Origin of the sequence: Halorussus caseinilyticus (genome assembly GCF_029338395.1) — an archaeon.
Lineage (GTDB): Archaea > Halobacteriota > Halobacteria > Halobacteriales > Haladaptataceae > Halorussus > Halorussus caseinilyticus.
Genome location: NZ_CP119809.1, coordinates 2,184,935 through 2,205,707 on the forward strand (window position 1 = coordinate 2,184,935; position 20,773 = coordinate 2,205,707).

General features: G+C 59.8%; 20 protein-coding genes. 12 read left to right on the top strand and 8 right to left on the bottom strand.

Translation table 11 applies throughout. The features are described 5' to 3' along the window. Nucleotides 1-53 precede the first annotated feature (53 nt). Complete coding sequence (locus P2T60_RS10970) at nt 54-680, bottom strand: GNAT family N-acetyltransferase (protein ID WP_276279289.1); 627 nt, start codon at nt 678-680, stop codon at nt 54-56. Between the two features lie 114 nt (nt 681-794). Between P2T60_RS10970 and P2T60_RS10975 the strand changes: the two genes are divergently transcribed. Further along, the gene (locus tag P2T60_RS10975; protein ID WP_276279290.1) at nt 795-1,340 is read left to right on the top strand and encodes a DUF8102 family protein; all 546 of its coding nucleotides are present in this window, start codon (nt 795-797) and stop codon (nt 1,338-1,340) included. Between the two features lie 175 nt (nt 1,341-1,515). On the opposite strand, the gene P2T60_RS10980 is transcribed toward P2T60_RS10975, so the two are convergent. After that, nucleotides 1,516-1,782, bottom strand: a complete 267-nt coding sequence (locus P2T60_RS10980) for a hypothetical protein (RefSeq protein WP_276279291.1) — start codon at nt 1,780-1,782, stop codon at nt 1,516-1,518. A gap of 176 nt (nt 1,783-1,958) precedes the next feature. On the opposite strand from P2T60_RS10980, the gene P2T60_RS10985 reads away from it, so the two are divergent. From P2T60_RS10985 to P2T60_RS10995, 3 genes are all read left to right on the top strand, one after another. Continuing rightward, nucleotides 1,959-2,906 carry a hypothetical protein gene (locus P2T60_RS10985; protein WP_276279292.1) on the top strand — a complete coding sequence of 316 codons (948 nt, stop codon included), beginning with the start codon at nt 1,959-1,961 and terminating at the stop codon, nt 2,904-2,906. Beyond that, complete coding sequence (locus P2T60_RS10990) at nt 2,906-4,783, top strand: hypothetical protein (protein ID WP_276279293.1); 1,878 nt, start codon at nt 2,906-2,908, stop codon at nt 4,781-4,783. The genes P2T60_RS10985 and P2T60_RS10990 overlap by 1 nt, the downstream gene beginning before the upstream one ends. A gap of 244 nt (nt 4,784-5,027) precedes the next feature. Then, nucleotides 5,028-5,939, top strand: a complete 912-nt coding sequence (locus P2T60_RS10995) for a hypothetical protein (protein WP_276279294.1) — start codon at nt 5,028-5,030, stop codon at nt 5,937-5,939. On the opposite strand, the gene P2T60_RS11000 is transcribed toward P2T60_RS10995, so the two are convergent. After that, on the bottom strand, nt 5,936-7,006 hold the full coding sequence (locus P2T60_RS11000; protein WP_276279295.1) for a DNA methyltransferase: 1,071 nt from the start codon (nt 7,004-7,006) through the stop codon (nt 5,936-5,938). The two genes, P2T60_RS10995 and P2T60_RS11000, sit on opposite strands and share 4 nt — an antisense overlap. Nucleotides 7,007-7,336: 330 nt before the next feature. Here P2T60_RS11000 and P2T60_RS11005 point away from each other — a divergent pair, with 330 nt between their 5' ends. The 4 genes from P2T60_RS11005 (at nt 7,337) to P2T60_RS11020 (ending at nt 11,312) form a co-directional block, all read left to right on the top strand. Next, nucleotides 7,337-8,389 (top strand): hypothetical protein, encoded by a 1,053-nt coding sequence (locus tag P2T60_RS11005; RefSeq protein ID WP_276279296.1) that lies wholly within the window; start codon nt 7,337-7,339, stop codon nt 8,387-8,389. Nucleotides 8,390-8,824: 435 nt separating this feature from the next. After that, nucleotides 8,825-9,517 carry a glycosyltransferase family 2 protein gene (locus tag P2T60_RS11010; protein ID WP_276279297.1) on the top strand — a complete coding sequence of 231 codons (693 nt, stop codon included), beginning with the start codon at nt 8,825-8,827 and terminating at the stop codon, nt 9,515-9,517. Nucleotides 9,518-9,680: 163 nt separating this feature from the next. Next, nucleotides 9,681-10,112, top strand: coding sequence for a MoaD/ThiS family protein (locus tag P2T60_RS11015; RefSeq protein ID WP_276279298.1), 432 nt, complete (start codon nt 9,681-9,683; stop codon nt 10,110-10,112). A 21-nt stretch (nt 10,113-10,133) separates the two neighbouring features. Continuing rightward, nucleotides 10,134-11,312 carry a hypothetical protein gene (locus P2T60_RS11020; protein WP_276279299.1) on the top strand — a complete coding sequence of 393 codons (1,179 nt, stop codon included), beginning with the start codon at nt 10,134-10,136 and terminating at the stop codon, nt 11,310-11,312. Here the strand turns inward: P2T60_RS11020 and P2T60_RS11025 are convergent, their stop codons facing one another. After that, nucleotides 11,313-12,128, bottom strand: coding sequence for a GNAT family N-acetyltransferase (locus P2T60_RS11025; RefSeq protein ID WP_276279300.1), 816 nt, complete (start codon nt 12,126-12,128; stop codon nt 11,313-11,315). It lies immediately after the preceding gene. A gap of 219 nt (nt 12,129-12,347) precedes the next feature. Here P2T60_RS11025 and P2T60_RS11030 point away from each other — a divergent pair, with 219 nt between their 5' ends. Further along, complete coding sequence (locus tag P2T60_RS11030; protein ID WP_276279301.1) at nt 12,348-13,082, top strand: peptidoglycan DD-metalloendopeptidase family protein; 735 nt, start codon at nt 12,348-12,350, stop codon at nt 13,080-13,082. 55 nt (nt 13,083-13,137) lie between these two features. On the opposite strand, the gene arcS is transcribed toward P2T60_RS11030, so the two are convergent. The 4 genes from arcS to P2T60_RS11050 form a co-directional block, all read right to left on the bottom strand. After that, a complete protein-coding gene (arcS, locus tag P2T60_RS11035; RefSeq protein WP_276279302.1) occupies nt 13,138-14,889 on the bottom strand; it encodes an archaeosine synthase subunit alpha in 1,752 nt (583 codons plus the stop codon). A 104-nt stretch (nt 14,890-14,993) separates the two neighbouring features. Beyond that, a complete protein-coding gene (locus tag P2T60_RS11040) occupies nt 14,994-15,248 on the bottom strand; it encodes a hypothetical protein (RefSeq protein ID WP_276279303.1) in 255 nt (84 codons plus the stop codon). 236 nt (nt 15,249-15,484) lie between these two features. Next, a complete protein-coding gene (gene tgtA, locus P2T60_RS11045; protein ID WP_276279304.1) occupies nt 15,485-16,954 on the bottom strand; it encodes a tRNA guanosine(15) transglycosylase TgtA in 1,470 nt (489 codons plus the stop codon). A gap of 581 nt (nt 16,955-17,535) precedes the next feature. Further along, on the bottom strand, nt 17,536-18,108 hold the full coding sequence (locus P2T60_RS11050) for an NUDIX hydrolase (protein ID WP_276279305.1): 573 nt from the start codon (nt 18,106-18,108) through the stop codon (nt 17,536-17,538). A 190-nt stretch (nt 18,109-18,298) separates the two neighbouring features. Between P2T60_RS11050 and P2T60_RS11055 the strand changes: the two genes are divergently transcribed. From P2T60_RS11055 to P2T60_RS11065, 3 genes are all read left to right on the top strand, one after another. Then, entirely contained in the window at nt 18,299-18,703 is a 405-nt protein-coding gene (locus tag P2T60_RS11055; protein ID WP_276279306.1) for an SPW repeat protein, read from the top strand. Between the two features lie 562 nt (nt 18,704-19,265). Then, the gene (locus tag P2T60_RS11060; protein ID WP_276279307.1) at nt 19,266-19,832 is read left to right on the top strand and encodes a DUF7553 family protein; all 567 of its coding nucleotides are present in this window, start codon (nt 19,266-19,268) and stop codon (nt 19,830-19,832) included. 56 nt (nt 19,833-19,888) lie between these two features. Further along, on the top strand, nt 19,889-20,695 hold the full coding sequence (locus tag P2T60_RS11065) for a DUF63 family protein (RefSeq protein WP_276279308.1): 807 nt from the start codon (nt 19,889-19,891) through the stop codon (nt 20,693-20,695). The last annotated feature ends 78 nt before the right edge of the window (nt 20,696-20,773 follow it).

Sequence of the window (20,773 nt, forward strand, 5' to 3'; positions counted from 1 at the left end):
GGAATAATCGGAGTTGTGTGTTCTTCGGGCGGAGCGTGTTGGTTGAGAACTATCTATAGCTCTCTAACCATCATCACCATCTTGCGACCGTTCTTCGTCTCGCGGAAGGAGGTTTTTTTGAAGCCGCAGGCCTCCCAGAAAGCGACCGCTGGACTGTTCGCATCAGTCTCGGCCTTCATCATCTCTTTCTCGTGCTGTCGAGCGAATTCGATAGCCGTCGAAACGAGAGTATGGGCGAGACCCTGTTCTCGGTGCTCAGGGTGAGTTGCCGTGAGTCGAATTTGAGCTTCGTCTTCCTCTAGGATTCGAGACTCGCACCAGACCATCAGTCCGGCTGTGATTTCTCCGCCCGCCTCCGTGTAGTAGAGTTCGCGGTCGTCGCGTTCGAACGCTCGGATAAGGTTATCTCGGAAGGTGAACGAGTGGAGCTCCTGAATAATCTGTTGAAGATTGAAAAAGTCGTTAATGCGAATGACGTCTTCTTCAGTCTCCGCTCTCTGTACGTCGGTTCGGTTCTCGGTTGCGGTGGTTTTTGTTGCCATGATTTTCTCCTTGGTTCGACGGAGAGCGAAAGCTGGAGATGCCTCTCTGTAATCTCGCAGCTTATCATCAAGCTCGTCGCTAGCCGTCGTCTCGTCTTCGCTCTCTCGTCTTGAGCCGCGATTCTCTGCGCGACTCATCTACCTCTATGATGGCGTATGCAATAAGTATTACGGCGTAATAGAATATGATATGGTTTGTTCGGTATTTGCTATTTCAGTAGCTTCATTAGGCTCACCGTAATAGAATATCGTATGGCATCTGACGGCGAACGAGAACGCGGCATCCTCAGCACCAAAGACCGCAACTACCTCGGGAGCGGTGCTGGAATCGTACCGAAAAGCTCCGCAGAACGAGTCGCTCGGTCTCGAATCCGAAAGCGGCTCTACAGCGCCTATTTGGATTTCAGACTACTCATTGATGAGTTAGAAGAACGCGACCGGAGAAGCGTGTTCGAGGACTTACCCGATGACCGAAACCTCCATCGAGGAATCATCGCTGCACTCGAATTCACATATCTCGCTCTGAAAGAACAGAACCTCGATTTCAAAGACTACCTGGAGGAAGCGGTTACAAACGCGGAAGAGAAGTTAGCCCGAAAGGAATCCGAAAACCGCGTCGAAGTAGATGTAGAGTTCAACGTCGAAACAAGACTCGTCCTCGATGAGACGCGAGACATCAGTGAGTACAGTGATGAGGAAATCGGTGAGCTACTGATGAACGGCGAGATTGATGGTGAACTTGCAGCCCACCTTCTGCAAGAACGACACAGCGAGAATAAGGGAAGAGACATAGCCTAATCGCCGCCGAACACGCAGGCCAGTACCTCTGGCAAAGATTTGCCGTAGGTCTTCATCAGTCGTCTTCTCACGCAGTCCCCACAACACTCGATAGAGATGATTCATTCAGGGAGAAACGGATTTTCAGCGCCGAGTACGGGGACTTCCGTACAGTCTTCTACCCTCGAAACGTGAATCAGTCCTCAGAATTCCCCTCCTCGTAGCCAGCTTCGTACTCCTCTTGTAGCGTGGCTTTAGCTTTCTTCGAGACCTCGAGGATACCCTTGTTGAATCGACGGATTGTGATGTAGATGTACAGCAATAGAAGATACGGCCAGAGAAACAGTCCAATGATAGCGTAGACGACGAGTTTGAGAAATCTGTACTCTAAGGGGCCGATATGAATGCCACCAATCTGGATGCCGCGCGATTCGCCGTGCTCGTCGCTGTCTGAATCTGTCATCGTAGTATCCCGGCCAAAGCCGTCGCTGCTAGAACTAGCGGCGGCAGTAGGACCTATTCAGAGAGACGGCTGGAACGAATATCAAATTACTTACTTGATGTGGGGCTGCGAGTTTTGTCTTATTATATCTGTGATATGAACATATTTGTAGCTCTGATTGATTGGTTATAGTCAACATGGTAGATGCCGCCCAGATTGGCGTCGTTCAATGCAAGGAGGACGGCGATTACGACATCCTCTCGAACATCAGTCAGTCCGACATGGACGACGAGGACTTCGAGGACGCCACAGAGGCGACACAAAGTATGCTCGGCTCTCTCGCCGAAAAGAGCTTCTCAGCAAATAAGCCGACTGCTCGACTTCACAAGTTCGATTATAGCGATGTTGCCGAAGGTGATGAGCACCCTGAGAAATCGTTGCTGACGAAACTCAAGGACGGTGACGAGTTTGAAGCCAACCTGAGCAATTTAGCGGAACGATATCTCAAAGCGGCTAATTCGGAGCCGGGTATTCTCATTGTAGTTCCATTCTCCCACAAAGGGCACGAGTTGCTTGCGATAATCAAAGCGCCATACGAGGACGTCTACGAACCGGATGATGAGGTGGGGCTTTCCCAAATCAGTGAGATTATCGAAGACGAACTGAAGAAGGGCGTCATCTATCCCAGAGTCAACTACTCGCTTGACGAAGCACGGCCAGACGAGGCTGGAATATACCAGAAAAGCTACTATGCACAGCACTGGTGGAAATTCCTTGGACTCAAAGACACAAAGACCAATAACGAGGTTCTGAACGAATGGATAGTCGAAGACGTGGAAGAAGGCGACGATGAGAACCCCTTATCCGAAGCTCAGAGCGTGGATGACTTCGATGACATCCGGCGAGACCTCGATGATGAGAAGTTGGAAGGACAAGTCACAATCACTATCTCAGGCATCGATATTCGTGTGTCCCTTCGAGACGTACTAGAGCGCAATATCTTCCTCGTCAACGATGGGTCGTACTACGTCGTCATCCCCGGAAATGAACCTAATGTCGCGGTTACAGGGCACGGTGGCGGAGACTACCGGAAAGAGATTCTAGAGAACCTGTCTGAGTACGATTCGTTCGATGACATTCAGTAATGACCGAAATAGAAGAGCACCTCTCTCAGCTTTCCCCGATGTGGGAAGGTCGAGAGATTACAGAAGAGTCTCGGATAATCGATATCGATAGCCCCGTCTCCGATTTTTCTGAGGATGCGCTTAGTGGAATCCTGCAGCTAGCCCACGAGGAGGGAGCTTATTTCAACGATTTTGAAGTGACATTCCACACGGATAGAACCGGAGAGCAGCCGATTATCCAATCTGGTGGGAGCCTTCGAATACACAACTCTGGTTTCGACACCCTCCAAAGAGCGTACGATACCGAAGACGTAGATATTCAAGACTGGCGTCGAGTCGTCGGGGACATCCTCCGTGATGACGAAGCTGGGAGATTAGCTGATTTTCTGCTTGAATGGTCCGGGACGGCGTCGATATCTCTATACGTAGATTGTATCATAGACAAATCAGAGATTGGGGACCGACTCGAACCGGAGTTAGATAACACTACCTCCATCTCAATTTCATTCTGGACAGAGGAGGAGCGGCTTCGAAGTTGGCTAGACCAGCATACCTCAGATTACGCAACAGTTGCCGACGAGTTCTTCGATGAACGAAATCCTCCAGTCTTTGTATTCTACGAAGAAATCGAACCAGAGTACGAATCACTGCTTCAGTTCCACTCCGTTAGCTCCTTGCTCAACTCGGAGCCGGAGGACCTCGATTTCAACGTGAGTCAGTATCGAACGCTCATGGACCGAGACCGAGATATGCTCCAAGCCGGACCCGAACTGTCGGTAGTGTCTCCTTCGCTCTTTAGCACACCTAAGGCGAGAGAATTGTTCTCGTCAGTGTTCGTCTACAGCGTCTTCGCCGGAGTCTCAAAGCGAGTGAGATTGACTGAGGACGTCTTGGAACTCGAAATCAAAACACGCCGTAAAACCGTCAGCGACGAAATCGACGGGGAGGCCTTCACCGATGCCGTTCAAGGATATTCAGTAGATGAACTAGCGGCGCTTTACGAGTTCTATGAGTCGTTTGTGGAGAAGGGCACACGGAACACGTATCGAGACTTCTGGCACCGTAGCATCGTCGAAGAATGTGATTCGTTCGAGGACCTGCCCCGGAAAACGGCGCAGGTTCGTGAGTTCTACACGTTCTTGGAAGAGGAGGCCATCGAGAAGAATTTCGATGACCTCAACGATGCCATCCAAGACGCCCACGTATTCACCGCCGACGTTACGAGTACTGTCTCAGAGACGACACGGAGCCTAACTTCAGAGATTCAGAAAGTGGTGCTGGCGCTCCTCGGAGCAGTATTCGCTAATCTCTTTCTCGTCGTCCGGTGGTCCAACGTGGATATGGTGCTCCCGTTCTCGATATTCGTTATCTCCGGCGTCCTCCTGTTCTACTTCCCAACAATCCAAACCCGAATCGACGAACTGGACGACCTGATAAGCGAGAGCAATGATGACTTCGAGGTCTACTCCGAGACAATTCAGGATTTCTCGGGCCATCTGTTCGACTTCAGCCGATTCGATGACCGACGAGGGAGCTACGTCGAGTACGCCGAAAAGCGTCGAAAGTGGGCTGTCGAGAAGCTACAACTAGCGTTCTGGCTTCTCATCGTCGTCTGGGGAGGATTAGCGATAATCTCGATTCTCGGCTACCCGCGCTCTTCAGGACAATTTCTTATCGCAGCAACCTCGGTACTGATTACAGGAATAATCTGGTTCAGACACAGGGACGCCGACTACTACCCCGAAACAACCGAGATGCGTATCATTGGGACCCTTCTCTCACCAGCAGTCAGTCTCGCAATACTCATCTTGATTGTGACTGGGATTCGCCTGTTCATCGAACCTCTGACTGTTAATGAAATGACGTCCGGCCAAATTTTGCAGGAAGTCCTCCCATGAGTGGCACCATCACCGTTACTCAGCGTACAGTCTCTCGCCTGTCGACCGAGTCCACCGTCCAGAGGATGACTGATATTCAGACTCGGAAGCAATGCGTTAGCGTCTGAGTCCCGTTACGCTTCGTACAGTGACCGATAGCGGACTCGGATAGAAAGGAATCTATCGAATAAGACAGGCCAAATTGAGATTTAAGCATGGGACGCAAATCAACGGATTCATGTGGAATACTTGTTCCTTTTGTGCTATGGACCCTCATGATTATCTGGATGCAGCCGCAGAATCTTTGAAAGAGGTCAAAGGAGAGACATATGATGTTCTAGATGTGGGCAAACCTGAAACGACAGACGAAGCTGTTGAGCTGTCTCAGGTAATCAACAAAATCACCCCAATTGTTGCTAATACTATCGAATTCCGCATTGCCGAATATCTCAATGAAAATATGGACCTACCTGATGGAGCGAGGTGGGAGAGACAGGACCCAGAGTTCCCTGACGTCGTTTTAAAAGGAATAGATGGAGGGGAACCAGGTATTGAAATTAAAGCATGGTATCCTCTTTCAACAGAGATGACCGGCCGTTTTCGAGAAACGCAGCGACATCTACAGGATGGTCTGACAAAGATAGCAATCCTCGCATGGCTTCCAGAGTGGGTCATATATGGTGAACCACAGATAGTTGATGTCTTCGTCGATGACGCGCTAGAGGTAGCGCAGTCTCGGGATGATAAGTATCATGACCCACCACAGTACCTTGTCATGGAACCTCAAGACACCTCGAACCGGACGCGAAATCTTCAACAATCAAATGTTCGAGGTCATCGATTTCAGGAGGATGATGAAGAGCGCATCGAAGAAGCAGAGCAGCTTACAGAGGACTTGGCTCTAAAGACGGACGAATACGATTCCTCTTTCGAATACCATCGAAAGCTTGGTCGCCTCTACTCAGAATTCGAGTATCGTCAAGAATCGAATTTTGCTAAATTAGCACGTCTGAAGCATACTCCTCTGGATGATTTCGATGACAAGGTGATGAATAGCCTATTTGCTGGACGTACAATCGTTGATTGGCGAAGCGCAATTCGTCAAGAGGATGAAAATGCAACCCAGGACTTGCTCGATGGAAATCTCGGCCAGCAAAAGCAGATGGATTCGTACTAGTTAGAACTATCAAACGTTCCTAAGTCCATCTGCTCGTCCGATGGTGCATCTTCTCGCTTCGAATTTAGCTCAGTAGTCGCTAATCGTTCGGTAGCAGCATCATAGAATTCATCCACGATTTCTGCGGACCTGCACTTTCGTCCGAGTTGCTTAGCAGCGACCGCTCCGGTGCATAATCCTCCGAAAGGCTCCCAGACAATATCACCCGGGTCGGTAGATGCTTTGATAATTCGCCGCATCAGTCGCAATGGCTTCTGATTGATGTGCTTTGCCTTAGTACCCTCAAGTACGCGTTCGGACCCGTTCACTTGACCTTCTTCCCAAACGTTAGTGATTCCTGCATCGAGGTCGAATTTTGCCCGGTATTTTTTCCAGTCCTCAGCGTCGACAGGATTCTCTCCGTCCGGCGCAAAGTAGGGCTTCCCCGCGGGGTCGCCATGTTCATTCGCGTATTCAGCCATGGCTTCCATTCTTTTCGGCGGAGGATAATACCAGAGATTTCCTTTTGTGAGATATTTTCTGGATGCGGCATCTGCGACACCACAAGCATCATTCGCTTCTTGTTGTGTCAGCCCCGACCGAGACCATTCGTTAATAACCCACTCCTGCATATCCATTTCCTCACCATCTGGACCCTCGAATTCAGCTTCTCGGACGTATTGGACACAAACCTCGGTAACTTGCGGGAATTTTCGAAGCTTCTTGGTGTTTGAGTTCCCCGCGATGTGTCCCATACCTTTATTCCAGATATTACAGCCGCGATATTCCCATCCGTGCTTTTTCAAGTAAGGGTGAACCTCAGCCCAGCCTTCCTCAGTATTCCAAAACCAGAGAGTCGTTTGGGGAGTTGCATGCTCGCTCCATGCTTTTATGTGATTTTCGTACCATTCAGGAACCGCATCTATTTCATCGGGTTCATCCGGAAACAATCCAGTGCCATATGCTCCGTCGGAGATTATCGTAACCGGAGTTTCCCAGTCTTCGTAGCATTCAGCAACGTCACCTGGATAGATTTCAACCCCCTCTTCCAGATAGTGCCCTTTCTCAGCTTTCTGTTGACGATTCATCGAAAATCGACCTCCTCAATGCGCTCTCGGTTCATTATTCAATTGGGGCTTGACGCTTCTTCATATAAAAACTCCCGTCCTACGCTCGCTATTTATCTATGCTAACAAAGCCTTGTTGGTGGTGCCAAGTCCACAAAATCCCCGCCTCGGCATCAGTCAAACAGCCTACATTAAGGGGGCTTGTCACTTTATTTCTTCAACGTAGCGGACGTCTGCTTTGTTGCAATGTAATACGGGTTCCGTATCGATGAAAATAACCCATCTAAATAGGCTTATAAAGGAAGTCTCTATCCATTGGGTTTATTTCACCTCGCCAACTTCTCGACCCTAATGGCGATAGATGTTGGTTGGGAGGAATATCTAGAAGAGTACGAGAAAGCTGACGAGTACGTACCAGTTAGTGATACAGATTGGTACGAAGAACATTCCGAACTGTATCAGATTCTTCCTAGTTTGCTTGAACAAGTCCCAGCCGATTTTGAGAGCGACGTACATATTGAGGGACTAGACGCAACCGATGTTTTCGGCTTGAACGAGGTATTGGCGTCATCTGTAGAAAATCAAGTGACTGAAACACTCAATTCACTCAAGTCGGAGGAGGTAGACTTCCCATCGGGATATGAAAACTATGACTTCGTTCGCCAGTCACAAACATTCCCGGACATTGTGTTTCAAGGTCCAGTTCCGGACGAAGACCCGGTCATCGGTATTGAACTAAAAGGATTCTACTTGCTCGCAAAAGAGGGCGACCCGAGCTTCCGATTCGGAACGACACCTGATGCCTGTGCGCCGCAAGATTTGCTCGTCGTTTACCCATGGGTCTTGGATAACCTCGTCACTGGTTCGCCCGAAATCTTCCGCCCTTTCATTATGCCAGCCAAGTTCGCCTCTCTGTTCGTCGATTATTACTGGAAAGAATTGAAAAATTGGGACGCTGACAAGCCCGATAAAAGCATCAAGCGTCCCGAAGGCGATATCAGCCCCTATCCAAACGCAAAGAGTGACTTTGTCCAGGACCACGCCGAACAGGATTCAGGCGGGAACTATGGACGGTTTAGGTCGAAATCAATCAAGCACATCACCCCGCTCCAGGAGTATATGAATCAGATGAAGAGTCGGGAACTGCTCGGAATATCAGCAGAGAAATGGGGACAATTCTTCACCGGGTTTGAGGAATCCGACCGAGTGGAGTCTTGGGAGGATGTCGAGGGAATTGCGGGGACATACGCAGAAAATTTGGAAAAACAAGGATGGACACTGACCAAGGTGAAGACGCAACTCGTTAATGAATTAAACGAAATGATGGACGATGTCGACGGAATTGGGGTAGGGAGAGCAGAGAACATTCTAAACGCCATGTCTAAAGTCGAATTAGAAGACTAACCTTCCGAAAGACTCTCCGTAAGTAGCAGCGAACGGGTACCGTGAACGCAAAGTTGCGTCTGAGTTCTCACACTCATATTAACGAGCTTGCTTCATCGATGTCTGAAACATTGTCTCAACTGTGGACCCCAATTGTGGATTCGATTTAGCGGCTCTCTTTGAATTAGTGGTATACCGAAAGTAGTTAGCCCAGGTACTCACGCCGTGCGCTGCTGTTTGCAGTCTATTATTCTACGCTGAACGAGAGAGCTAAAGAGTCGGTAATAGTTCGGCCTCGGCACTCATAGGGCTCGTCACGACTGGTTGCCGAGACCAGTTCGGAGCGCGTGCCTCGTCATCGGCCACTTCGGTCTACCCGCTCCGGCGAAAAGACCCTTACTCCTTCCCGGCGAACCTCACACCTCGGTAACTCGTCTACATCCCGACGCACCACCCATGCCCGACCCGCTGGTCAGTTTCGTCGTGCCCGCGAAAGACGAACAGGCGTCGCTTCCCGCGACGCTGGAGAGCATCCGCGACCAGCGCACCGCCCGCGAGTTCGAAGTCGTCGTCGTGGACGGCGACAGCGACGACGCGACTCCGGAAATCGCCCGGCGCTACGACGCCGCGGTGGTCCACCAGCCGCGGCCCGCCGCCGACGGCGGCGACGGACTCGGACCGGGCATCGGGGACGCCCGACACCGCGGCGCGAAGCGAGCAGACGGCGACTGGTTGGCGTTCGTGGACGCCGACACCGTGGTCCGGCCGGACTACCTCAACGCGATGGTCGGGTTCGCGCGCGGGACGGACCTCGCCGCCGCGTCCTCGCGGTGTCGGATGGTCGGCCCGGCGCGGGCCAAACTCGTGGAGGCGACCATCAACCACGCCTTCCCGCGACTCGACCGGCCCGTCCTGCCGGGATTCAACTGCCTCGTCCGCCGGGACGCCTACTTCGCGTCGGGCGGCTTTCCGAACGTGCCCAACGAGGACACCGCGTTCAGCCGCGAACTCGGCCGGGAGTGGGCGACGGGCTACCACCCCAGCGTGCTGGCGAAGACTTCCGGGCGTCGGGTCGCGAAGTCGGGCCTGACCGGGACGCTCTACCACTACCTGCGACTCGACTGGGGACGACTGACCGCGGACTACTGACCGCGACGGTAGAGACAACTACACCTTTCTTTAAGCAATAAGTATGTTTATATAGCAATTACGTACGCAACTCGAACCTCGTCTCCGGACCGACCGCGACGCCGACCGCAATCCGAACATGTTCGCACCGACGTATACCCCGACGGAGCGCGTACGGTCGAACATGACCGCCGGAGAGACGCGGACCGCCGAGGCGACCGACCGAACGACGGAGCGACGGGACGCGACCCCGACCGAGACCACCGTCGAGGTTCGATGCACCGGCCACGTCCGGACGGAGGTCGGCGAACCGCGACTGGAGTACACCTTCGAGGGGACCACGCTCCGGGCGTTCTTGGACGCCTTCTTCGCCGAGTACGACGTGCGGGACCTGCTCGTCGCCGAGACGGAAGCCGAGGCGTCCACCAGCGGATGGGCCGACCCGCCCGAGGACCTCCCCGGAACGTGGGAGAAGAACCCCGAGGGCGACCAGACCCGGACCTACGCCCGCGTCGCCGTCAACGGCACGTTCAACGAACACCTCGACGGTCTCGACACCCGCCTCGCCGACGGCGACCGGGTGGGACTCATGTACCCGTTCATCTTCTGCTGTTGATATGGGGGCGGACGGGCCACGATGAGCGCGGGCGGAGTGACGCGGTGGTCGCGGCGGTTCGTCGCCGCGAGCGCGCTCTTTCTCGTCGCGTGGCAGGTCGCCGCCCTCGCCGGAGCGAACGGGCACGTCCGCGTGACCCTCGCCGTCCACGGGTTCGTCCTCCACGCCGTCTTCGGGAAGGCCTACTCGCTGGTGCCCTCGTACTTCGACCGGTCGCTCGCGCTCGAACGCGCTCCCGCCGTTCACTTCCCGTTCACGGCGGTCGGCGCGGTCGGACTCGCCGCCGCGCCGTTCGCTGGCGTCCCCGACGCCCTCGGACCCGTCGGCGCGGTCCTGTGGGCCGCTGGGGTCGCCGTCTTCGTCGCGGCGCTGGCGTGGACCCTTCGCGACGACCCCACCGGCCGCGAGACCGGCACGAGCGACGCCAACGCCGACCGCAGGCCGGTGGACCGCTTCGCCAACGCCTTCGTGCCGGTCGTCCTCGCGTACCTGCTCGCCGGAAGCTACGCCACGCTGTCCCTGCACCTCCGAGTCCCCGGATTCGAGTCGCTCGGGTTCGCACGCACGGCCCACCTGCTGGCCGCCGGTACCGCCGCGCTCCTCGTCTTCGCCGTCGGGTTCCGACTCTTCCCCCGGTTTCTGGTCGCCTCGCCGCCGCGTTCGCTGGTCGCGGTGGTCCTGCCCGCCGGAGCGGTGGGTCCGGCGGTCCTCTCGTGGGGACTCTACCGCGGCGCGTGGTTCCGGGCCGGGGCGGTCCTCGAAGCGACCGCCGTCGTCGGATTCGCGGCGGCCTACGCCGCGCTGTTCGTGCGCTCGGAGCGCCGTCGAGTCGGCTTCTACGCGGTCCTCGCCGGAGTCGCGTCGGGCGTCCTCGGCGTGCTGGTCGGTCTCCACTTCGCGTTCTCGGGGACGGGCTTCGAGCTGGTCGAGACCCACTTCCGACTCAACGTCCTCGGGTTCCTCGGCCTGACTATCGTCGGCGCGACCTACCAGTTCTACCCGCCCACGGTCGGCACTTTCCCCGGCGCGTCCGACCGGACCGCGCTGGCGTCCGTCGCGCTGGCCGGGGTCGGTCTTCTCGCGGAGTTGGCGGGGTCGCTCGTCGCCTCGCAGACCGCGATTCTCGCCGGTCGCGCGAGCGCGCTCGTCGGCGCGTGCCTGTTCGCGGGTCTCGTCCTCGGCGTGTTCGCCCAGCGATAGTCAATCGTCCAGTCGCTTGGCCATCTGCACCTCGTCTACGAGTTGGCCCTCGACTCGGTAGTGGTCCGCGCGGGTCGCCTCGCGGGTCCACCCGTACTCGTCGAGCAAGTCGAGCGCCTCGTCGTTGGTCGCCGGAAGGCTCTGGTACACCTTCAAGTAGTCTCCCTCGTCGGCCCACGCCATGCCGCGTTCGAGCAACGTGCCGCCGATTCCCCGCTCTCGGTACTCGGGGGCGACCCCCACCGTGAGTTCGACGGTGTGGTCCCGCGCCGGGAGTTCGAACCCCTGCAAGTGGACCCATCCGACGATTTCGCGGGTCTCGCCGTCGTCCTCGTCCCGGTCGATTCTCTCGGCGACGAACACCATCCGCGACTCGCGCTCGTTGCGCCGAATCAGCGCGCCGTCGCGCTCGATGGTCTCGGCCACTCGCTCGTCCACGACGATGGCCCCCTCGTCGGCCACCTCGCGGATGAGGTCTGCGACCGCCTGCCGGTCGTCCTCGCGCGCCGGGCGGACCTCGTACTCGAAGTCGTCGGTCTCGTGAGACTCCGACTCGGCGTCGGGTTCGACCGAGAGTCGGCCCTCGCGTTCGGTGAGGTGTCCGTCGTCGGTCAGCGCCGCGACGTGGCGGTTGAACTCCTCGACCGGCAGGCGGACCGACGGTTCGGTCCCCGACCGGGCGGGCTTGGACTCGGCGGCCTCCGAGACGCGAACCGCGTCGCGGACCTCCTCGCGAGTGGCCGACCCGTGGCGCTCGACGTACCGGTAGATTCGCCCCCGTACGTCGCTGTCGAACTCCAGTTGCGGTGTCGCCATGTCGCATCCGATTACATCGCCTACCCCCATAGGTAGTTCGGCGGTCGAACACCCCACTGCCGCGGAGTCGCGTTTCGAACCACTCCGAACACGCCCGGACCGAATTTGAGATTAGTTGACATAAGCATGAAATCAGCAGACGTATTTAATCTTATTGGGATATAGACTAAATACTAAATTTTATTATGGTGCATAATAATTCTTGAGCGAGGTCTAAACATGGAAGAAAACATCAGCAGACGGCAGTTCCTCGGCGGAACCGCAGCAGCGCTCGCAGGGACGGTTGCGGCCTCGGGCGAGGCCGCGGCCCATCAGGTCGGCAGTTCGGTCTACACGTCGACCGGTCTCAACATCCGAACCGGCCCGGGTCTGAACTACGGCGTCAAGCGAACGGCCCCCGAGAACACCGGGATGTACATCGTCGATGGCCCGTGGTCCAGCGACGGGTACACGTGGTGGGAAGTTCAGGTCAACGGCGACTCGGGTAACTACAATCGGTACACGGGTTACTGCGTCCAGCAGTACACCAATCACGCCGACTTCGGCCTGCCCGCGACGGGTGTCGTCACCTCGACGTACTGGGACTGCCGAGACGGTTGCGACCGATACCACCGCGGACTCGACATCGCCAACGACAAGGGCACGGCCATCCACGCCGCGCGTAGCGGGACCGTCTCGCACGCTGGCTGGGTCTCCGGATACGGCAACGTCGTCTACATCGACCACGGCGGCGGCTATCAGACTCGATACGCCCACCTCAACGACATCTACGTCTCGGACGGTCAGTCCGTGAGCAAGGGCACCCACATCGGCGCGATGGGCACCACCGGCAACTCGACCGGCGACCACGTTCACTTCGAGATTCGCAACGGTGGCAAACTGAACTGGCCGATGACCGACGGCGCTTACGTCTACCGACTCACCGGCGCGCCGAAGAACTTCTCCGGCATCTGAGCCGGGCGTCCCCCTTTTCGTCGTCCGTTCGGAATCGCGGCGTGTTCGTCGTGGCTTACTTCTCCTCGACGTGTCGGACCGTGGTGGCGATGCCGCGCGTACTCTCGGCCATCTCGGGACCCGACATCTCGGCGCGGCCGACCGCGAACGCCTTCGGTCCCTCGATGACTACTTCGTCGCCGACTCGGATGTCGTCGTCGGCGTCCACGACGCCCGGGGCGAGGACGCTCCCGTGGGGCGCGAAGGCGTCGATTTCGACGCGCTTGGTCGGGGCCTCGGACTCAACCCACCGGCGAGCGCCGGTGAGGGTGAACGAGAGGACGCCGTACTGGGGCACCATCGCGGCGAGTTGCTCGCCGTCGCGGTCCTGCACGCGGAGTTTGGGATAGCGCGCTTCGGTCTGGATGCCGTCGAAGAGGGCGTCACCGGCACCGTCGCCGAACTGGTAGTCGGCGATGGCCTTCACGGTGTTGTGCTGGCGCTCGCGCTTGCCGTACTTGAGTTCGCCGTCGAGCGTCCGCATCAGGTTGCCGAGCGATTCGGTCGTGGTGGGGTGGTCCTCGACGGTGTACTCAAAGTCAATCCCCAACTCCTCTTCGACGCGTTCGCACGCGTCGCGGTAGCCGTGTTCGGGGACGTGGGCAATCACGCGGGGGTAGTCGTTGCGTTCGAGGTAGCGCCGGAGGACCTCCGCGACGAACTGCTTTTCGTCCTCGGACCACCGGCCCGTGACCACCGAGTCGTAGTGCTGGGCGGGGTAGGTCAACTCGAGTTCCTGCGGGACGACGCCGATGGGCGAGGTCATCGAGACGGTGTGGCCCCGGAACTGGATGGCGTCGTGGAACTGGCCGTGGCTCTGGGACTCGCTGTAGGGTTTGGTCGCCGAACAGGGGACCAGCACGAGAGGGTTGTCGAACCGGTTTCGGTACCGGGTCGTCACGCGGTCGGCGAACCGCTTGATTTCGACGCGCTGGAGGGTGTCCTCGGTCGCGGCCGAGAGTTCGGCGTCCCGGATGAGCGGCGTGCGCTCTTCGAGGTACGACCACTGCTGGTCGAACTCCCGAAAGGCGGCGGTCAGCCACTGGTCGTGGCGGGCCTGTCCCTCGATGTAGTCGCGCAGTCGGCCCGCGCGGATGCGCTCGCGGACGACGCCTAACTCGGCGCGGAGGGCGTTCTCGTTGTGTTCGGCGCAGTCCTCGCGGGTGAACTCCGAGACCGGCTTCTGACAGGCCGGGCACGCGCAGGGGAGTTCCGAGAGGTCTTCGAGGAAGTGACGACCCTCGGTCGTGAGGTACTCGCCCTGCGTCCCCGCGACGACCGCTCGGTCGGCGTCCACGAGGTCCACCCCGGCGTAGACCAGCGTGGCGACGTTCGCGGGCGTGGCGACCCCCGGAAGGTAGAGCGCGCTGTCGGCCGGAATCGCCTCACGGGTCTCGGTGATGGCGTCTCTGAAGCCAGCGCCGTGGCCGACGAACCCCTGCGCGCCCGAGAGGACGTAGGCGTCCGCGCCGTAGTCGTCGGCGGTTTCGGGCGCGACGACCGCGGCGCTCGGGTAGTCCACGTCCGGGTACTCGGGCGCGAACGAATCCATCACTTCCTCGTCGGTGCCGCTCGGGAACCCTCGGTGGGGCAGAATCGTGAGTTCGTCGTCGCCTCCCTCCGGAATCTCCCGGTCTTCGGTCCAGAGGCTCCCGGCGTCGGCGAGAAAGTCGTCCGCAACCGCGGGCGTCGTCACCGAGTCCGCGAGTCGCAACTCGGCGATTCGGGCCGCGCCGTCGCGCTCGTGGACCTCGAAGTAGTCGGTCATACCTCCGGTTCGGGGGCCGAAAGGCAACTATCTTGCGAGACGGAGCGGTTACTCGACGGTCTGCTCGGATTCGCGGTTCCGGTCGTCTCCGACGGCTTCGACCGTCAGCACGTTGGCGACGAAGTTGCCGTGTCCCCGCAGGAGTCGCTCGGAGAGCGCCTGATGGGAGATGTCGAGTTCGTCGGCGAGGGCGTCCTCGAAGGCGTCGAGGTCCCCGCGGCCCAGACGAACGGCATGACGCGCTCCTCGTCGTGAGCGACGACTCGCTCGGCTTCGACCTCCACGTCGGGGACTCGCGGGAGCGTCTCCCGGAGCGCGAACGCCTCCGCGGGGACGCCGAGTTGCGCGATGGTACTCATGCCCCACGGTACCACGGACTCACGGATATGGTTTGTAGCCGATTGCTTGCAAGTGTCGGGCAACGCGTCGCTCGCCGGGGTGTCGACGCTCGCGGGCGCACGCCGCGAGTGCGGCGTGCGCCCGCGTTCGTACCACGGGACGACGGAGCAATCGGAATACGTCTCAAGGAACGAAAGAAAAACCTGAAAGAAACGAAAATACGTCTCAAAAAACGAAGAAGGTTGCCGAAGCGCGGCTACTCGCTCAGGTCCACCACGTCCACGTCCTCGGGCACCAGCGCCAGCGCGCTCTCGGGCCAGTCGTGGTAGGCGAGCGTGAACTCCGTCTCGGGGTTCGCGGCCGCGAGGCGCGCGACCCCCTCGGCGGCCGACCGGTAGCCCTCGCGGTCCATCCGCTCGGGCACCTCCGCGGTCAGCGGATACGACTCCGAGAGGTGGCGGGGGAAGGGTCCGAACGGAGCGACCACGCGCCACGACTCGTCGTAGCGGTCGCTCGGGCCGCCCTCCGTGAGCAGAACGCTCCCCTCCGGGTTCAGACGGTCCAGACGCTGTTGGTGGCGGACGACTTCGGGTCGGCGGGCGCTCTCGCCCGAGAGGTAGAAGAACGCGCCCTTCGACACCGAGTCCTCTCGCTCCAACTGGTCGGCGTGGCCCGTCAGCGCGCGGTAGCCGTCGAGCATCGCGGGGTGAGCGCGGGCGCGGGTCTCGACCAGTTCGAGCAGGTTGCCCGACCGCAGGGCCTGCTTGACCGTCCGAATCTCGCGGAACGTGACGTGGAGGTTGTGTTCGGCCAGCAGTTCCTCCCGGTCGCGCGACCCGAGATTCCGCATCTCCGCCGGGGTGTAGTCGGCGCACACCGGACACGAGCAGGGGAAGTAATCGAGGTCGTCCAACTGCTCGGTGCCACGGACCGTCAGATACCGGTCGTCGCGGGCGTAGAGCGCGTAGGCCGCCGAGTCGAAGAGGTCACACCCCATCGCCACCGCCAGCGCGAACATCATCGGGTGGCCCGCGCCGAAGAGGTGGACCGGCGCGTCCGCGCCCAGACCGCGCTTCGCTCCGGCCACCACGTCCACCATCTCGGCGTAGCGGTAGTCGTTCATCAGCGGAACGACCGCACCCACCGGGAACACGTCTAAATCCGTCTCCTCGGCGTGGCGTCCGGCCTCCTCGCGCAGGTCCGGGTAGGTCGAACCCTGCACGGGCGCGTTGACCAGCATCCCGCCCACGTCCACGCTCTCGGCGACTTCGAGTCGGTCCTGCGTGGTCGCAAGTTCCTCCTCGGCCTGCTCGCGGGGCACGTCCGGCGGCGTCGGGATGTCCACGGGCGTCCCGATGTCGCTCCCCACGTCGCGCTGGAACCGGAGGATTTCGGGCGTGGTCACGTCGATTTCGCCGTACTCGGCCAGCTGGAACGACCCGGAGTCGGTCATGATGGCCCCGTCGAAGTCCAGCACGTCGTGGAGTCCGCGGTCCAGCGCCGCCTCGCGGTAGTCGTCGCTCCCGTAGAAGATGTAGGAGTTGGTGATGAGTATCTCCGCGCCGAACTCCGACCGGAGCCGCGAGGGTTCGACGGTCCGGACGTGGGGGTTGATGACGGGGAGGAGCGCGGGCGTCTCGACGGTGACGCCAGCACGAGGAACCGTCAACTCCCCGATGCGACCGAGACCGTCTTGGTCGCGTATCTCGAAGTTGTCTCTGGTCATTGTGGTTGGATAGCCGGATGGATCGGGTAAGGGTTCCGTTATCGGGCGTCGGATGGTGTTTCGTGCGGAATCCTATTTTTTCACTCAGGCGCGCGCGGCGTCTGCGCGAACGGACGTGAGCGCAGGCCCCGCAGTCGCACGCCCGCGTGGTTCGAGAGCGACGCTCTCGTCATCCCGAAAATCTCCGATTTTCGGCGACAACGCAGTGAGCAGGAACGTCTGCCGGTGGCTCGTGCGCCGCGCCCATCCGCGCGAGGTCGTCGGGAGCGAAGCGACCGAAGTCCTCGAACATCGAAGATTTTCGGGATGTAGCGAATCAGTGATTCGCAACAGCTCGTCGGCACTCGCTTCCGACGGTAGCGTCGGCGCTCTGGGCCGACTGCTCGGCAGAGCTTGCTCTGCCAGTAGACGACTGAGCGAGTACCCGAAGGGGACGAGTGAAGGAGTCGGTTGGGGAGGGCGTGGCCCGCGGTCGCGGTGCGGGGCGGTCTCACAGGAGTCGGCAGTAGCTAGCTCCGCTCCACTCGCAACCTTTTCCGCGGCGTCACGAATCAGCGGTGAGTCGAGGAAGCGACCGAAGCCTACTCTCCGTCTTCGGTCCCGAACGCTTCGTAGTACAGCACTCCCAGCGTCGTCCGACCGTCCCGAATCTCCCGGTCGGCGATATGCTCCCGGAGTTCGTCCATCGTCGTCGTCTCGACTCGAATCGACTCGTTGTGGTCCAGTTCCTGCTCGGCGGTCGGGGTGCATCCGCGGGCCACGAAGAAGTGCAGGACCGAGTTGGCGATGCCGTTCGCGGGTTCGACGCTGGTCAGAAACTCCACGCGGTCGGCCTCGTGGCCGGTCTCCTCGCGGAGTTCCCGGCGGGCCGCGGCTTTCCGGTCGTCGTCGTCGGGTTCCATGCCGCCGACCGGGAGACTCCGGTTGACCCGCCGGACGGCCTGTCGCCACTCCTCTATGACGACGACTTCGCCGTCGGGCGTGAACGGGAGGACGACCACGCTCTCGGGTTCCGCGAGGTAGTCGAAGTCGGTCTCGGTGCCGTCGGGCAGTCGCACGTCCTCGTTGCGCACGTCGAATCCGGGACAGGAGTACGCGACGCGAGAGTCGAGCAACTCCCACGCCAGCGAGTCGGCCGCGTTTCCGTCGGACATACGTCACCCTCGTCGCGGGATTTGAAAAGGTGCTTCGTTACGATTCGGGAGGTCGGAGACGCCGCCCTCGGTCGGGAGACGGCGAATCAATAAACTTCATAACGCGATAGTATTTGCTCCGTCACCTTCCGAAACGAGTAGCCATTCGACTTATCCTATTCGATAACCAACGAAATACGGGGGAGAGAGTATGAGCGAAACGACGACAGCGAACCAGAACGACACGAGTGGCTACATCTCGGCGGCGACGGCGCTGGTCGGCGGGTGGATAGTCATTTCGGCGTTCGTCTACTCGCCGCCCGCGGCGAACTTTTGGAACGACATCATCGTCGGTGCCGCAATCGGCGTCATCGCGGGGTACAACGCGTTCAAAGCCGACGACCCCGGCGGAATCAACACCGGTAGTGCGTCGCTGGTCGCACTGCTCGGACTCTGGATGGTCATCGCTCCGTTCGTCTTCGAGACAGTCCTCGAAGCCGCATTCTGGAGCGACATCGTTAGCGGTGCGATAGTCGCCGTCCTCGCGGGGTACAACGCTTACCGGTCCCGCGGGACCGAACGCCGCGCGCCGACCGCAGAAGCCGAGACCCGATAACCGGGTCGAACGAACAGCTCTGTCGTCTTCCGGACGATTATTTCTATAGCTATGAAACGTAGAAAGCAGTGATAAAGAATTCTATGTAGTGCCTAGAAACAGAGAAAGTTGTTCTCGACCGCACCGAAATGTAGACGCGGGACGTGGCGAGGGACCGACCGGAGTGCGGGAAGTGGTGAAAAGACGACCGACATGGGAGAAGTGACGCGGCGAGAAGTGGCGCGGCGAGAAGTGGCGCGGCGAGAAGTGGCGCGGCGAGAAGTGGCGCGGCGAGAAGTGACGAGGAAGCTAGCTACTGCTTGAGCCAATCGGACCGCCACCGCACAGCACTGCAACTGCACAGCACCGCCTCCGCACCGCGCCCCGTTCCTCCCCGCGCGCGTCTGCGCTCGCGCAGGACCGCGAGCGCGAGCGCAGACGCGGCGCATCCCGTGGTCAGTGGAGGCGAGCGCGGTCCCGTGGGTCGTGACGTTCGGTCGCACCTCGTTGGCTGTGACCATCCTCGAAACCGACGGCCGGACAACACTTCCCGGCGCGTCCACAACTCCGGCGGGGGGAGACTGTGGCTTCGATACCACCGATTATCGACATCCGAGACGACCTGCGACGCGCCCGGGAAGCGACCGACGAGGACGTGCGCGAGGACTTCGAGACGGTCCGGGACCGCCTCGACGCCTTCGCCGACCGCGACCGCGCCGACCGCGAGGGCGTCGTGGACGAAATCGACAACCAACTGCTCCGAGTCGAAGCGTCGCTGGACGACGAGGAGGCGTCCCGAGCGATTCAGTTCGCGCGAAACCGCATCCACATCTACCGGGAGAACCGCGAGCAGACCGACGAGAGCCTCGTCGTCGTGGACTCGGGCGTCCGCCAGCACGAGGAACCGGACGCCGAGGGCGTGCTTCCCGTCGGCGAGGTGACGCTGACCTCCACGGTCGCCAACACCGGCGACGACGCCGCTATCGTCCCGCTCGTCACGTTCTACGACGAGGGCGGCGACGAGGTGAAGTCGTTGCGCGGCCCCGAGTTCGACCTTCCGGCGGGCGTCGAGGAGCAAATCGAGATGGACGTGGACGTGCCCAGCGACGCCAGCAACTACGCGGTGTCGGTCTCGCGAGCGGGCGTCTGAGTTCGCCTCGCTCGCCGACCGCAAGCCTTTCGGCCACGCGCTTCGCCGTATCGGGCATGGTGCTTCCAGAGGGGTTCGCGCTCCCGCCGCTCCCGTATCTCGTCGGTCTGCTCGCGGCGGTGGCGCTGGTCGGCGGGGCGCTGGCCCGGTCCGATCCGCACGTCTCCGACCGGATTGTCCTCGCGCTCGCGCCGTGGATAGTCGTCGGGTCGAGCCTCCACGCGCTGTACGTCCTCGAATGGGTTCCCGAGTCGGTCGCGCCGCTACTCGGCGCGCCCTCGGTCTACCTGACTACCTTCGTCGTCGCCGGAGCCGTGTGGTTCGTCGGGATTCGGACCAGCACGGACCCCGAGCGACCGGTCGTCTCGGTCGGCGTCGTCGCGGCCAGTGCAGTCGTCGCCTACGCCCTCGCTCGCGGTTCGGAGTCCGGACTCCGACTGTTCTGGCCGACGGTCGGCCTGTTCGTCGCCGTCCTGCTCGCGGGGACGCTCTGGGCCGCGACCCGGTGGACTCACCCGAGCGTGACCGCCGCGACGGGCGCGACGGGCGCGCTGGCGCTGTTCGGCCACTCGCTCGACGCGGTTTCGACCGCGGTGGGCGTGGACCTGCTCGGGTTCGGTGAGCGGACGCCGGTCTCGCGCGCCGTCCTCGACGTGGCGGCCTCGCTGCCGACCGCCGAGGTTTTCGGTGTTGGGTGGCTGTTCGTCCTCGTGAAACTCGCCATCGCGGAGGGCGTGGTGATTCTGTTCGCCGACTTCGTTCGGGAGGACCCGCGCGAGGGCTTTCTCCTGTTGGGCGCGGTCGGTGCGGTCGGGTTGGGTCCGGGCGCGCACAACCTGTTGCTGTTCATCGTGACGGGGTGACGCGGGGTCGGAGGTCCCGAGGCTAACCCGCCTTTCCTTCGGCGCGCGCGGGCGCGGCGTCTGGGCGAACGGACGTGA

Coding starts and splice junctions, on each gene's coding strand:
- P2T60_RS10970 (WP_276279289.1), bottom strand. CDS start 680: ATGAGTCGCGCAGAGAATCGCGGCTCAAGACGAGAGAGCGAAGACGAG.
- P2T60_RS10975 (WP_276279290.1), top strand. CDS start 795: ATGGCATCTGACGGCGAACGAGAACGCGGCATCCTCAGCACCAAAGAC.
- P2T60_RS10980 (WP_276279291.1), bottom strand. CDS start 1,782: ATGACAGATTCAGACAGCGACGAGCACGGCGAATCGCGCGGCATCCAG.
- P2T60_RS10985 (WP_276279292.1), top strand. CDS start 1,959: ATGGTAGATGCCGCCCAGATTGGCGTCGTTCAATGCAAGGAGGACGGC.
- P2T60_RS10990 (WP_276279293.1), top strand. CDS start 2,906: ATGACCGAAATAGAAGAGCACCTCTCTCAGCTTTCCCCGATGTGGGAA.
- P2T60_RS10995 (WP_276279294.1), top strand. CDS start 5,028: ATGGACCCTCATGATTATCTGGATGCAGCCGCAGAATCTTTGAAAGAG.
- P2T60_RS11000 (WP_276279295.1), bottom strand. CDS start 7,006: ATGAATCGTCAACAGAAAGCTGAGAAAGGGCACTATCTGGAAGAGGGG.
- P2T60_RS11005 (WP_276279296.1), top strand. CDS start 7,337: ATGGCGATAGATGTTGGTTGGGAGGAATATCTAGAAGAGTACGAGAAA.
- P2T60_RS11010 (WP_276279297.1), top strand. CDS start 8,825: ATGCCCGACCCGCTGGTCAGTTTCGTCGTGCCCGCGAAAGACGAACAG.
- P2T60_RS11015 (WP_276279298.1), top strand. CDS start 9,681: ATGACCGCCGGAGAGACGCGGACCGCCGAGGCGACCGACCGAACGACG.
- P2T60_RS11020 (WP_276279299.1), top strand. CDS start 10,134: ATGAGCGCGGGCGGAGTGACGCGGTGGTCGCGGCGGTTCGTCGCCGCG.
- P2T60_RS11025 (WP_276279300.1), bottom strand. CDS start 12,128: ATGGCGACACCGCAACTGGAGTTCGACAGCGACGTACGGGGGCGAATC.
- P2T60_RS11030 (WP_276279301.1), top strand. CDS start 12,348: ATGGAAGAAAACATCAGCAGACGGCAGTTCCTCGGCGGAACCGCAGCA.
- arcS (WP_276279302.1), bottom strand. CDS start 14,889: ATGACCGACTACTTCGAGGTCCACGAGCGCGACGGCGCGGCCCGAATC.
- P2T60_RS11040 (WP_276279303.1), bottom strand. CDS start 15,248: ATGAGTACCATCGCGCAACTCGGCGTCCCCGCGGAGGCGTTCGCGCTC.
- tgtA (WP_276279304.1), bottom strand. CDS start 16,954: ATGACCAGAGACAACTTCGAGATACGCGACCAAGACGGTCTCGGTCGC.
- P2T60_RS11050 (WP_276279305.1), bottom strand. CDS start 18,108: ATGTCCGACGGAAACGCGGCCGACTCGCTGGCGTGGGAGTTGCTCGAC.
- P2T60_RS11055 (WP_276279306.1), top strand. CDS start 18,299: ATGAGCGAAACGACGACAGCGAACCAGAACGACACGAGTGGCTACATC.
- P2T60_RS11065 (WP_276279308.1), top strand. CDS start 19,889: ATGGTGCTTCCAGAGGGGTTCGCGCTCCCGCCGCTCCCGTATCTCGTC.